We start from the raw sequence: 12808 nt of genomic DNA on the forward strand, positions 1-12808 counted from the left end.
AAACCCCTTTTCGGGAAAAAAAGGTTCAATCCTTGATGAGGATGATCCCGAACACGACGAGGAAGAGCCCGAATAGAATCGCGAGTATTCCCACCACACCCTTCAAAAACAGGATGACGTCAGGGAGAAACACCCACACGCCATATACTCCGAGAATCAGGAGGACAATTCCCGCAATGAGACTTGCGATGCCAGTTTTATCCATTTTCCACACGTCCTCTCCTTTGTACAGGAAATTTTCACGGTGGAAGGAGATAAGCATATTCCCCTCGCATCGCCGGGGGCCGTGGAGCCGACCCGGGTTTCACCTGTCTTTGTGAACCCTCTGCAACCCCCCGGGTTTCGGGGGAGTGTTGGGGAAACGGGGTCCCCCGCTCCCCTGTCCCCTTCCCGGCCTCCCCTAGACCACGTTTCCCGGAACCGATTCCCCGCGCGGAATCTCCCGCGATCCCGCAACATTCCGCGGCGGATTCCCGCGGGTACCGGCGTGGTTCAAAAAAAACCAAAAAGGTGGTGAAAGGAACCCGGTTACTGGTCCTGTTTTTCCGCGCACTCCGCGTCCTCGAGCGCGGCGTAAACCTGGCGAAAGATCTCGCGCGTCTCGAGGCCTTCCTCACGCGACAATTTCTGGATTGCAAACCCCACGTGCACGAGGACGAAGTCTCCCACCTTTGCGTCCACGAGGTCGAGGCGGATCTCCTGCTTGAGATCCCCGTAGTCAACCACCCCGATATTCCCGTCGCGGATCTCGATTACCTCAGCAGGAACTGCGATGCACATGAGCAGTGACCCTCCCGGTACATTGTCTCCGATTCATGATAAATGGTGGCCATCCTGAGAATTCTCCGCACCACCGGGATTCCGCATCCCGAAAGGAAGGTTACGGGAATATGCGGGGGATATCCCACGGGTTGCACGCGGAGCAACAGGCTGCACGGGAGAAAGTGGAGGGAATGGCGACCAAGAGCGCCGGGGAAGAGATTTGAACTCTTGAGGTGCCGAGCACCAGTGGCTTTCAAGGCCACCGCCTTTCCGGACTAGACTACCCCGGCATACGTACCATTATTGGGTTCTGTCGTGTAAAAAAACCTGGCCCCAATCCCGCGTGCAAAAAAGGATGCGTTCACGCGTCCCGGGTGCAGCTGCAGAGGAGGGGGGACTTCGCGGGATTCTCGGTAGTCACTCCAAAAATAGGTATTACCGGGTCACTTTCCGCAGGGGGAACAGGAGAAGAGCAGTGAGCAGGGCGGCGAGGGGGAACGGGGACTTCTGCGTGGGTGTCTTCGTGGGTGCAAAGACCGGGGGGATTTCCCTTGCCACGCCGATCTTCTCTGCGCCCTCGACGAAGACCGTCACTTCGCCCCTGTCTGAGAGGAGGTACGGGTAAACCTTCAGGTACACGACGTTCCCCGGCGACTCCACCGTCACTTCCTCCGGTTCGAGCTGCCCCCGCGAATTGACCTTCTGCACGGCTCCACCCTCCCCCGCGTACTCGACGACCCAGTCTATGCCCGGGGAGGTCGCGACCTTCACCCTCCCTTTTATGCCCGTGACGGTGAAGTACGCGGGATTCTCCCCGCTTGCTGCCGCGGTCGCGGAGAGGGGGAGCTCGGTGGGGGCGGGGGTTGCCGGCGTTGCGGGAGCCTCTGCCTTCCTCGTCACATTGAACGTGTATGTCCCTATGTAGCCCTTGTTGTCCGTGAAGCTCACCTCGTACGTGCCCGGCTCGCGGACCTGCACGCTCTGCGAGAAGGACCCGTCAGACGACGTGGGGATGTACAGGGGGCCGAAGACGACTTCGTTCCCGGGTCCTATGACCTCCATCTGCACGCCCGTCCCACGGTTCTTCTGGATCGTTCCCGCGATCACGAGCGGTCCGTCCAGCTCCTGCGTGCGCGGTGACCGGATCGTCACCTCGTCCGACCTGTCGATGACCTGCACGACGCGGAGCGTGACGGAACCCCCGAGGAACGCGTATCCCTGGATGCTCGGAACCTCCACCTTGTACTGGCCCTTCCGAAGGTCTTTCGTGTCGAATACCACGGAAAATTCCTTGTCGGACTGGATCGTGACCGTCTTCCTCTCGATCTCCTCGGTCGTGTACTCCGAGCGGGAGAGGACGATGTCGACGGATATACCCGCGGGAATATTCGATGTCCCGTTCACGACGAGTGGCTTTCCTTTCTGGACGGTCGGGGGTGCGTAGATGCTCAATTCGTACGCCGATGCGACGCCGGCAATGACCATCAGGAATATGCACGCGAACGCGAGGGGACGGGAGACCGTGACCATCTTCACACCGCTCACTCTCGGGTTTTCCCCCTCCACCCGGGTTTACCCAGGGCTTCGACCCTTCTTCCCCCTGAAACGGGGAAACGGGCAGGAAGGTATCCTTCCATTATTCGCGGGGTGGATAGAATAGCCTTCTGGTTCCCGGCACTAATCCCCCCCATGTCACCAGGGAGCACGAGGGGAACGTTCAAGGGGATCGGTCGCCTTAGTTATGAGTCGCGTGACAGTACAGGTTTACGCGGGCAGGCCCTACGCGGCGTGGATATCGCAGGAGAATATCGGGGGGCGTATCCTCCCCACGCTCACCGTCATCCTGAAGACAGGTGGGTGCAGGTGGAACCGGTGCCGGATGTGCAGCTACCGGCACGTGAGACTCTGCAATACCGGGGAGAGGGAACTCGTCGATGCACTCGTGGCACAGGCGCGGTGGGTCGAGGGCACTTACAGGCTGGACGGTATCGAGTGCGTGAAGGTCTACACGTCGGGGAGTTTCTTCGATCCGCGGGAGGTCCCCCCCGCCGCGAGGGATGCGATCGGGCGCATGTTCAGGGGGAAGATCGTCATCGCCGAGACCCGCCCGGAATTCGTGGAGGAGGAGAGCGTCGCCTCGTTCATGGAGACCATCGATGACGGGCGCCATGACACGCCGCTCTACGTCGCGATGGGCCTCGAGACTTCCGACGACTTCGTGAGGGAGAAGTGCATCGACAAGGGGTTCACGTGGGAGGATTTCATCTCTGCCGCCGGCAGGGCGCGGTCCGCGGGGGCGGGCGTGAAGGCATACCTCCTCGGCAAGCCCCCCTTCCTCACCGAAAAAGAGGCAATGGAGGATAACCTCGCCTCCGAGAAGGCCCTCCGGGGCATCGCGGACATGGTCTCGCTCAACCCGTGTTCCGTCCAGAACGGGACCGAGCTCGAGAGGTACTGGCGGCGCGGGGAGTACCGGCCCGCGTACCTCTGGACCGTCCTCTCCGTTCTCTCGAGGGCTGGGGGCCATGTGCTGTGCGACCCGCTCCACGGGGGGAGGGAGAGGGGGGCGCACAACTGCGGGAGGTGCGATCCCACGATCCTCCGCGGGATAAGGGACTACTCGCTCTCGGGGGACAAGGACCTCTTGGGGGATCTCCTCCGCATGGAATGCCCCTGCAGGCAGGAGTGGGAGTTCGTCCTTTCGCGGGAAAGGCCCTACTGCATGCCGCTCACCCGGTGAGTGCCTGTCCCTGCGCCTCCAGCTGTTTCTCGAGGAGGGGGAAGAAAGTCCCCGCATCGCTGACGACGCCGATAGCCTGCATGGTCCCGCGGTCCATCAGCTTCGTCACCGACGAGGGATTGATGTCGACGCAGATCGTCTTCACGTACGACGGGAGGAAATTGCCGACAGCGACCGAGTGGAGGAGCGTTGCCACCATGAGGACCATGTCGCAGTCCCTGACGAGCTCGCGCATGCGGTCCTGGGCGACCATCACGTCCGTGATGACATCCGGGAGGGGCCCGTCGTCCCGGATGGATCCCGCGAGCACGAACGGCACGCCCCGCCGCACGCACTCGTACATGATACCCCCCGTGACAATCCCCTTCTCCACGGCTGCCGCGATGGATCCCGCGCGGATCACTTCAGATATCGCGTAGAGGTGGTTCTTGTGGCCACCCGTGACGGGCTTGCCCGTCGCGAGGTCCATCCCAAGCGACGTCCCGAAGAGGTTGTACTCGATATCGTGTGTCGCGAGTGCATTTCCCGCGAGGAGGACGTCGATGTAACCGTTGCGGATGATCCGGGCAACGGAGCCTGCAGCACCCGTGTGGATGATCGCCGGTCCGGCGACGAGTGCGATCTTGCCCCCCTTCTTCCTCACCCCGATGATCTCCTGCGCGATCCGCGCGATGATCGTCTCGCTCGGCCTCTCGGGGGAGACAGTCCCGTGCATGAACTCGAACGTGGAGACGTTGCGGGGTCTCTCCGGCGGATTCACCCTCACGCCGTCCTCGCCGACGACGACGAGGTCTCCCTTCCTCAGCTTGGAGATGGGGGTGCAGAGCGCCGCTTTCCTTTCAGGATCGACCACGATGAGGCAATCCATCTCGATGTGCTGGACAGGGATCCATTCCCCCCCGTATTTCACGAACGTGGGGTGGTTCGTCGTCGAGTAGAATCCCTTCGGGACCACACGGTCCCCCTCGGCCGGCACGGTCGTCACGTCGCGGATCTCCCGGAGGCGGGCACCGTACCTGTGGATCTCGGAGAGTATCGCGTTCAGCTGTTGTTCGGTATCGGCGTTCACCTTCAGGTGGGCATAACTCGGGTCCGTCTTCCTCTTGCCCACGTCGAAAACGATGATCTCGAAGTTGCCACCCATGTCCATGATGGTGTCAAAGACGCGGGTCATGATCCCCGAATCGATGATGTGGCCCTCGAGCTCCACTTCCCGCGATACCTGCATACGACTGTACAATGGTCAGGATTGCATTATATGATTTTCCTGGTAAATGGGCTCGAAAAGCAAGACAAATCCGGAAAAAAAGGGTAGCGGAGGCGACGGGTGGGTCTACGGTCCCGGGAACGACGTCGGGACGAACCGGTTGGCCCTCTCGAGTGCATCCCGCGTGTTGACGTGGCAGGCGAGTCGCGGATCCCGGAAGAGAACGCGCAGTTCATCCTGGGGCACGGAGATCGCGTCACCCCGCAGGATATTCACTCCCGCCGGGCAGGCCTCGACACCGGAGACGACCTCCACGCAGGGCGCGTGGAAACGGTATTCATCCGCGAGGTCTTTTGGAACCCACGCGGAGAGTGCATCCTTTCCGCACCCCGCGTAGATTCCCGCGAGGTCGGCGACGATGTCGGCCGAGATGAAAGGGAGGTCTGTCACGCACGTGAACACCGGCGACGATATCTCCATCGCGGTGACCGCTTCGACGAGGTCTTCCACGTATCCTTTTCCCGCAGCCGTGTAGTGCGGGATGCCGTTTGCCCTGCACCAGTTGTGCGTGTACGGTGTCCGGGGGGAGAGGACCGCGACCACCTCGCACCCCGCGCGGAGGAACGCGTCGGTGACCCTCCGGATCATGGGAATTCCGCCGACGGAAACGAGCGGCTTTTCCCCCAGGCCAAGGCGGCTCCCCTCGCCGCCGGCGAGAATCAGCGCATACATGCGGGGAGTTCCTCCACGAGTCGTTCGTTCTCCTCGCGCGTCCGGACCGCGATCCTGATCGCTTCGGGCAACCCGAAAGAATGGCAATCCCTCACGAGGATTCCCCTCCGGAGAAGGTCGGCGCAGAGGTCCGCGACATCCCTGCCCGTGTGGACGAGGAGGAAGTTTGCCCTCGATGGCTCGATGGATACCGGGAGGTCTCTCAAGGCCGAACTGAGGAAATCCCTCTCCCTCGCGATCTTCGCCCTCGATGCTGCGAGTTCCCCGAGACGGGCGAACGCCTCGATTGCTACTTTCTCCGCGACTGCACTCACGTTCCACGGCGGCCGGAATTCCTCGAGGCGCGCGACGATGTCCGCGTGCCCTATCCCGTACCCGAACCTGACGCCGGGCACGGAAAAGCTCTTTGTGAGGGAACGCAGGACGAAGAGATTCGGGTGGATGGTCCCCGCGACGCTCTGGGATGGGTCGTCGGAGATCTCCATGAAGGCCTCGTCGACGAAGAGTAACGTGCCCGTCTCCTCGCATTCCCCGAGGAGGGAGAGGACTTCCTCGCGGGCGAAGAGGTGACCCGTCGGGTTATTGGGATTGCAGAGGAACCTGACTTTCACGTCCCTGCCGTTTCCGGGGACTGCACCGGCAAGGCGGGACGAGAACTCGTACTCCCCGAACGTGGGCGAGTGGATCGCGACCCTGTCTCCCGGCGAGAGGAACGCGTGGCAGAAAAGCCGGATGATCTCGACGGAGCCGTTCCCGAGCGCGATCTCCCCGGGCGCCACGTGGAATTCTCTTGCGATCGTCTCCCTGAGGACGGAGTAGCTGTCGTCCGGGTAATGTGCGAGATCCTCGGGTGTGACGGAGACAGAAACCTGCGGCGGGTAAGGATTGATGCACGCGGAGAAGTCGAGGACAGGCCTCCCCGTCTCCCTGACCACCCTGACCACGTCGCCGCCGTGGACTGCCCTCTTTGCTCCCATTCCTCTCATCTGAAAACCCGGAAAGGAGATAATGAGAGTTGGTGCAGGATTCACATAAATAAGATGCCACGGTGCACGCGGGCACGGGGCCGGAAAATCAGATAAAAAAATTTATATATTATTTGATACAAGTAGGATTCATCTGCATAGTCAGACATAAGAATGCTAAATGACAGACAAATGTCTGACAAATGTCAGACAATTGTCATACTAGGTGAAATCAATGAAACGGATCACCCTCAGGTTGCCGGACCAGCAGATCGAGATGCTCGAGAAGATGGTGGCGATTGGGGAGTTTCCCACCGTCTCCGAGGCAGTGCGGGCTGCGGTACGCCAGCTGATCGAACAGCGAGGCGGGCGTGTGCTCCAGGAGAGTGACCAGGTTTCACTCAAGGTTTAAGGAGGGTCAAAAATGCAGAGTATCATCAACGAAGCCCTGAAAAATGCTGAAATCGAAAAGGAAATGGCAAAATCCTCGAATTCAGCGGACGACGATTTCATAGGGCAACCCCGGATCGTGATCATCGGCTGCGGTGGCGCCGGGAACAACACCATCAACAGGCTGCACCACATGGGTGTTTCGGGCGCTGAAACGATTGCAATCAACACCGACAAGCAACACCTCGACATGATCCAGGCCGACAAGCGGGTCCTCATCGGGAAATCGCTGACGAAGGGACTCGGCGCGGGAGGCTACCCCGAGATCGGGAAGAGAGCCGCCGAGATGGCAAGGCCCACGCTCGAGGCCCTCCTCGAGAATGCCGACCTCTGCTTCATCACCGCGGGGATGGGGGGCGGGACGGGGACCGGTTCCGCGCCGGTTGTCGCCCAGATCGCGAAGGAACAGGGTGCGATCGTGGTGGGAATGGTCAGCTACCCGTTCCAGGTCGAGAAAGCACGTCTCATCCGCGCCGAGGAGGGTCTCGAGGCGCTCGCGGCTGCCGCCGACTCGGTCATCGTCCTCGACAACAACAGGCTCAAAAATTTTGTGCCAAACCTCCCTCTCGGGCAGGCGTTCTCGGTGATGGACCAGCTCATCGGCGAGACGGTGAAGGGGATCAGCGAGACGATCACCCAGCCGTCGTTGATCAACATTGATTACGCCGATGTCAGGGCAATCATGAGCAAGGGAGGTGTCGCGGTGATGCTGGTCGGGGAGAGCAAGCAGCAGAACAAGGCAGAGAGCGTTGTCCGCGAGTGCCTGAGCAATCCCATGCTCGACATCGACTACCGCGGCGCCACGGGCAGCCTGATCCACATCACGGGCGGCGGGGATCTCACGCTCCAGGATGCCGAGGAGATCGCCACGTCCCTCACCTACGAGCTCGATCCCCACGCGGACGTCATATGGGGTGCCCGCGTGAGGAACGACATGGAAGGCAAGGTGAGGGTACTGGCCATCATGACGGGTGTCCAGACGGGAAAGATCATGGGGAGCAGGGTCTCCTACAAGACAATCCTTGAGGACCTCGAGCAGAAGAAGGGGAACCCCAAGGCACCCCAGCTCCCGAAGAACAGGAAGGCACGCGACCAGGCGGCAGGAGGTACATTGCTCGAGTGGGTAGGATAGCGGTCTAGGATAGCCACAAGCCACCTTGATTCACACAACTGCATGGGAATCTCACGGGGGTTGCCCGCGCCACCTGGCAACCCCCCGATATTTTCTTGAAATTCGAAATTTTGTCGGGTTACGGCCTCTCCACTTTCCTTCGAAACCATTAATAGGGTCCATATCATCTAAATAATGGACAAATCATCCATATCCGGGATGACCAGGAGAAGGGCAGGAAAGGACTTCCTTTTCGCGTACCCTTCTGGAATCGGGAGTTGAACATGATGGTGAGCCGTGTGAACAAGGGCAGTGCCTGTTGGCCCTGCGCTTTTCTCGGGGGATTCTTCGATTCCGGGATGAGTTCCCATCCCACCCAGATACACCGGACTTGGGCAAGATCTCTGCATCCGCGCCACATCGATCTGTCCTCTCTTCCCGATCGTCACCCGGATCGTGGGCGAATGCGTGCCGATTGCATGACCGAGGATGGAGCAGTATGTTGAACGAACTGATCGAGAAGAGGAAGAAGATACTTGCCGAGTCTGAACAGCACAAGAACAGGAGGAACGAGCTGAACGCGCTTGCCAGCAAGTGGGCGAGGGAGCGGAATGCGCTGAATAACCAGACGAGGGAGTACGTCGAGGAAGCCCAGAAAAACAAGGAACTGCGGGACAAGTACAACGCCGAGGTTCAGGCTCTCAAGGAGGAGAGGAACCGCATAAACGAGGAGGCCAATGCACTCTTCGAGGAGATAGAGGCCTACAAGAAAGAACACGGCGGCATCAGGAACAGGGGGCTGAAGGAACTTCAACGGCAGATAGAGCACCTCGAGTTCCGGCAACAGACGGAGGTCTTCTCGGTCGACAAGGAGAGGGAGCTGATCGAGAAGATCAAGCAGATGAAGGAGGCCATGAGGGAGCAGGAGGCCGAGCTCGAGCAGAACAAGGAGATCAAGGCAAAGATAGCCCGCGCGAGGGAACTGCGCAAGAAGGCCTCCGAGCTCCACGCCAAGGTCACCGAGATGGCAGAACTCGCGCAGAAGCACCACGACCTCATGGTCGAGTTCTACAGGAAGGCCGACAAGTCGAGGGAAGAGGCCGATGCCGCCCACAAGAACTTCGTCGAGGCGCAGGAAGCTGCAGACGCGGAACACAAGCACTTCATCGCCTGCCAGAAGGAACTTCGTGACTACGACAAGGTGATCTCGGGACTGCGCAAGAAATCGAAGAAGGCAAAGGTGACGAAGGAACAGAAGGCCGTGAGGAAGGAGGCAGAGCACCTCTTCAAGATGTTCCGCGCCGGCGAGAAGCTCACGACGGACGACATCCTCCTCCTGCAGCGTTCAAAACTCATCTGATCCTTTTTTTCGCGGAAAAGGCAACCATTTAATAGATTTAGCCGCACCTTCTATAGTGATGCAGGAAGGGCGTACACTCATCCTTTCCGTTGACCGCGACGACGACATCGGTTTCAAGGCACACGTCGCGAGCCCCGTGGTGGGGCGCGAGGCGTGCCTCCAGGCTGCAAACGCCCTCGCACTCGCGGATCCCGAGGACTCCGATATCAACGCGATATTCCAGGCCATCTCACTCTACGACGAGCTGAAGAACAAGGGGGAAGACGTCGAGGTGGCAATCGTTGCCGGGAACCACATGCACATGATCGAGGGTGACCGCCGGATCGCCGCGTCGCTCGAGAGCGTCATCGCTGCAACCGGGGTCACCAACTGCATCGTCGTCACGGACGGGGCAGAGGACGAGTTCGTGCTCCCCATCGTCCAGTCAAGGCTCCCGGTCTCCAGCGTGAGGAGGGTGATCGTCAGTCAGATCCCGAATCTCGAGGGGACCTACTACATCGTCAAGAAACTCCTGAACGACCCGAAGATCGCCCGGCTGGTTCTCGTCCCGCTCGGCCTCGCGATGCTCCTCTGGGCGGTCGCCTATATCCTCGACAGACCGCAGATAGCGACCATCATCGTGGTGGGGGCGATCGGGATCTACCTCCTCTACCGGGGTCTTGGCATAGACGAGGTGTTCTCGGGGTTCATGACGGCGGTCAGGACGTCGCTCACGAGGGGGAAGGTCTCCTTCACCACGTACGTCGCGGGGATACTCCTGATCGTCGTCGGCATCATCATGGGCCTCATGAGCCTCCTCGTGTACTACGCGGAGGTCGGGATCCTCCTCTACCTCCTCATATTCATGTACGGGGCGGTTCTTTGGTTTGCGCTCGCGGGGATCGTCTCTTCCATAGGGATCATCATCGACAACTTCTTCTACGACCGAAACAGCCTCGCGAAAGTCATCGTCTTCCCGTTCTTCATCGGCGCGGTGGGCCTGATCGCCTACGGGGGGTGCATCTACGCGATCTCGATGAACAACATCCCCGATTTCCCGTACGACCCGGGGACCGCGCTCGAGTACATATTCTACGGGACGCTGGGGGGACTCCTCTGCGCGTTCCTCGGGATAGGGATACAGCACTACCTCTCGAAGTACCTCTCCGCGGCGCAGAAACCCGGGGCATCGTGAAAAATGGGGCGAGGGACGTCAACAGGTCCCCCTTCCTTTGGAGGCACCATCTTCAGGCAGGACTGTCGAAATACCCTATGCCGTTGGGGATCTCCCTTGCCTGCTCGTATGTCCGCGTGACCTGGGGGGTCGTCACCCGTACCGACGGGATCACGATGTGGAACTTGTGGGCCGGGAACCAGTAGACCCCCCTCCCGTAATTGTACGAGACGTCCCTCATGACGAGCCTTGCCTCGTCGAGCCCTATGCGGACGAACTCCGCGTCCTCGTAGTTGAGTATCCGGAGGAGCCGGTTCCGGAGGTCGTGTTTGCCAAGGAGGAGGACTATCAGCCTCGTTGGTTCGTCGAGGGTGTAGCGGACATCGATGGTGGCCTGGCCCTTGTCGAGGGTGATCTCCACGTCCCGGACGGTGATGTACCCGTATTTTTCCCCGCTCCCCGCGGCCGCGGGTACCGTGAGGAGGAGGAGGAGAACGCCCAAAGTTACGGTGACAGCCAACCCTCTCATGGCCCTCGCCTGTACCTGGTGTTGCCCCGCGATACCATTTCCGACCGGCCCTGGGCTGGACGAGCCCCGGTTACCCGCCGTGGAGAGAAGCGGGTTCCACAGTGACAACTTCTCCCGCGCACCCGGACTCCCTCCCACGCTCCCCGCTCGCGACCGGCCATTTCGCACGAGGGAACCCCCCGCCGTCGCTCCTTCCCGTAACCACGCCCGCGGCAGGGGGTGCGCTCACTTGTTCGCAGCGAGGACGATCTCGATGCTGGAGACGTTCGTCTTCCCGCTGTCGGTGTCGATCACTTCGGTGGAGGTCGTGATCTGTTTCTTGGCCACGCCCTCGAGGAACCTGTTCAGCGCGATCTCCGCGGTGTCCACGGCCCTCGATATGGCTTTCCCACGGGCTTTTATTGAGACTTCCTGCGCTCCGTTATTGAACTGAGTCACCACGGCCAGAACGTAGTTCATGACCGGCTTGTTCCCCACGAACACTGTGTTGTCCTTCGTCATCCAATCCACCCGATTCAGGTTCAGAGGTATTTCTCCTTGCAGATCAGTTCCGCATTGAGAACTGATGCTCCCGCTGCTCCACGGATAGTGTTGTGGCCCAACGCCACGTACCGGATACCCTCCCTGACCCTCCCGACGGTCACGGTCATCCCGTTCCCGCGGTTCCGGTCGAGCCTCGGCTGGGGTCGGTCCTGCTCGCCGAGGAGCAGGACGGGTTTTTCCGGCAACATGGGGAGTCCACTCACCGGTGGCGAAAACTCCATGAACGCCTTCTTGACCCTTTCGGGAGTCTCCCCGATGTCGACCCACACTGCCATCGTGTGCCCGTCCAGCACGGGTACCCTGTGGCAGCTCGCGCTGACCCTGAAGGGTGCGGGCCGCACCGACGTGCCGTCCAGTGACCCCATAATCTTGAGAGACTCTGTCTCCATCTTCTGCTCTTCGGCGCCGATGAACGGGATCACGTTGTCGTATATCCCCATCGCGGGGACACCCTGGAACCCCGCACCCGATATCGCCTGCATCGTGGCCACCCTCACGTCGGTCCACCCGAACTTGCGGAGCGGCGCGAGGGAGAGGCACATGATGATCGTCGAGCAGTTGGGATTCGTCACGATGAACCCATCGCGCCCTGCATCCCTCTGGGCATCTATCAGCGCGAGGTGGTCGGGGTTCACCTCGGGGATGACCAGGGGGACGAGGGGGTCCATCCTGTGGGAACTCGCGTTGCTGCACACCGCGAGACCGGCCTGCGCGCAGGCTGTCTCGACCGGCCCGGCGACCTCCGCGGGGAGCGCGGAGAAGACGAGATCCACGTCGGAGAGGTTCTTCACGTCTGTCGGGCGGACGGGTATGTCGGCGATCTCCTCGGGAAACGGGACGTCGAGCCGCCAGTTCACGACGTCGCCGTACCGTTTCCCCGCACTCCTCTCAGATGCTGTCAGCGCTGCAATCTCGAACCAGGGATGCCGTGCCAGGAGCTGGACGAACCTCTGGCCGACCGCTCCTGTCGCACCGAGCACTCCAACGCGTATCATGGTGAAAAGTAGCTAGAGCATTGGAGTAATTAAAGAGTGTGTTTCATTACTCGAGGTGGATCGCTTCCGACGGGCAGACGTCCACGCAGGACCCGCAATCGACGCAGAGATCCTTGTCGACGTGGGCCTTCCCCTCGTTCATGCTGATGGCAGCAGCGGGACACTCGTCGACGCACGTCTCGCAACCGGTGCATTTTTCCTTGTCAACAACAGCTGTCATGCTTGCACTTTCCTCCCTGAAATCTCGGTATCGTGAAAAAT

The 12808-nt window shown here is 60.5% G+C and carries 15 protein-coding genes and 1 tRNA gene; 5 read left to right on the forward strand and 11 right to left on the reverse strand.

Features of this window, described 5'->3' with window-relative positions; genetic code table 11:
- Positions 1-25: 25 nt before the first annotated feature.
- From QFX32_03180 to QFX32_03195, 4 genes are all read right to left on the reverse strand, one after another.
- Positions 26-262: a hypothetical protein gene (locus tag QFX32_03180; GenBank protein ID MDI9633042.1), complete on the reverse strand. Its 237-nt coding sequence runs from the start codon at positions 260-262 to the stop codon at positions 26-28.
- A gap of 266 nt (positions 263-528) precedes the next feature.
- Complete coding sequence (locus tag QFX32_03185) at positions 529-780, reverse strand: HypC/HybG/HupF family hydrogenase formation chaperone (protein MDI9633043.1); 252 nt, start codon at positions 778-780, stop codon at positions 529-531.
- A 187-nt stretch (positions 781-967) separates the two neighbouring features.
- Positions 968-1052, reverse strand: a tRNA-Ser gene (locus QFX32_03190).
- Between the two features lie 145 nt (positions 1053-1197).
- On the reverse strand, positions 1198-2307 hold the full coding sequence (locus QFX32_03195) for a hypothetical protein (protein ID MDI9633044.1): 1110 nt from the start codon (positions 2305-2307) through the stop codon (positions 1198-1200).
- 196 nt (positions 2308-2503) lie between these two features.
- Between QFX32_03195 and QFX32_03200 the strand changes: the two genes are divergently transcribed.
- A complete protein-coding gene (locus QFX32_03200; protein ID MDI9633045.1) occupies positions 2504-3502 on the forward strand; it encodes an archaeosine biosynthesis radical SAM protein RaSEA in 999 nt (332 codons plus the stop codon).
- Here the strand turns inward: QFX32_03200 and QFX32_03205 are convergent.
- The 3 genes from QFX32_03205 to QFX32_03215 all read right to left on the reverse strand — a co-directional run bounded on the left by QFX32_03205 (position 3492) and on the right by QFX32_03215 (position 6427).
- On the reverse strand, positions 3492-4730 hold the full coding sequence (locus QFX32_03205; GenBank protein MDI9633046.1) for a TIGR00300 family protein: 1239 nt from the start codon (positions 4728-4730) through the stop codon (positions 3492-3494). The two genes, QFX32_03200 and QFX32_03205, sit on opposite strands and share 11 nt — an antisense overlap.
- A gap of 105 nt (positions 4731-4835) precedes the next feature.
- Positions 4836-5441, reverse strand: coding sequence for an NTP transferase domain-containing protein (locus QFX32_03210; GenBank protein ID MDI9633047.1), 606 nt, complete (start codon positions 5439-5441; stop codon positions 4836-4838).
- On the reverse strand, positions 5429-6427 hold the full coding sequence (locus QFX32_03215; GenBank protein MDI9633048.1) for a histidinol-phosphate transaminase: 999 nt from the start codon (positions 6425-6427) through the stop codon (positions 5429-5431). Before QFX32_03215 ends, QFX32_03210 begins: the two co-directional genes overlap by 13 nt.
- Positions 6428-6641: 214 nt before the next feature.
- Here QFX32_03215 and QFX32_03220 point away from each other — a divergent pair, with 214 nt between their 5' ends.
- The 4 genes from QFX32_03220 (at position 6642) to QFX32_03235 (ending at position 10501) form a co-directional block, all read left to right on the forward strand.
- On the forward strand, positions 6642-6818 hold the full coding sequence (locus QFX32_03220) for a ribbon-helix-helix protein, CopG family (protein ID MDI9633049.1): 177 nt from the start codon (positions 6642-6644) through the stop codon (positions 6816-6818).
- A 12-nt stretch (positions 6819-6830) separates the two neighbouring features.
- Positions 6831-7988, forward strand: a complete 1158-nt coding sequence (gene ftsZ, locus QFX32_03225) for a cell division protein FtsZ (protein ID MDI9633050.1) — start codon at positions 6831-6833, stop codon at positions 7986-7988.
- Between the two features lie 478 nt (positions 7989-8466).
- Positions 8467-9327: a coiled-coil protein gene (locus QFX32_03230; protein ID MDI9633051.1), complete on the forward strand. Its 861-nt coding sequence runs from the start codon at positions 8467-8469 to the stop codon at positions 9325-9327.
- Between the two features lie 58 nt (positions 9328-9385).
- The gene (locus QFX32_03235) at positions 9386-10501 is read left to right on the forward strand and encodes a DUF373 family protein (GenBank protein MDI9633052.1); all 1116 of its coding nucleotides are present in this window, start codon (positions 9386-9388) and stop codon (positions 10499-10501) included.
- A 52-nt stretch (positions 10502-10553) separates the two neighbouring features.
- On the opposite strand, the gene QFX32_03240 is transcribed toward QFX32_03235, so the two are convergent.
- The 4 genes from QFX32_03240 to QFX32_03255 all read right to left on the reverse strand — a co-directional run bounded on the left by QFX32_03240 (position 10554) and on the right by QFX32_03255 (position 12767).
- A complete protein-coding gene (locus tag QFX32_03240) occupies positions 10554-11009 on the reverse strand; it encodes a hypothetical protein (protein MDI9633053.1) in 456 nt (151 codons plus the stop codon).
- A gap of 225 nt (positions 11010-11234) precedes the next feature.
- The gene (gene albA / locus QFX32_03245; GenBank protein ID MDI9633054.1) at positions 11235-11510 is read right to left on the reverse strand and encodes a DNA-binding protein Alba; all 276 of its coding nucleotides are present in this window, start codon (positions 11508-11510) and stop codon (positions 11235-11237) included.
- A gap of 20 nt (positions 11511-11530) precedes the next feature.
- Positions 11531-12547 (reverse strand): aspartate-semialdehyde dehydrogenase, encoded by a 1017-nt coding sequence (asd, locus tag QFX32_03250; GenBank protein MDI9633055.1) that lies wholly within the window; start codon positions 12545-12547, stop codon positions 11531-11533.
- A 46-nt stretch (positions 12548-12593) separates the two neighbouring features.
- Positions 12594-12767 (reverse strand): 4Fe-4S binding protein, encoded by a 174-nt coding sequence (locus tag QFX32_03255; protein ID MDI9633056.1) that lies wholly within the window; start codon positions 12765-12767, stop codon positions 12594-12596.
- Positions 12768-12808 lie beyond the last annotated feature (41 nt).

The sequence above is a fragment of the Methanolinea sp. genome (assembly GCA_030055515.1).
In the GTDB taxonomy this organism is placed as follows: domain Archaea; phylum Halobacteriota; class Methanomicrobia; order Methanomicrobiales; family Methanospirillaceae; genus Methanolinea_A.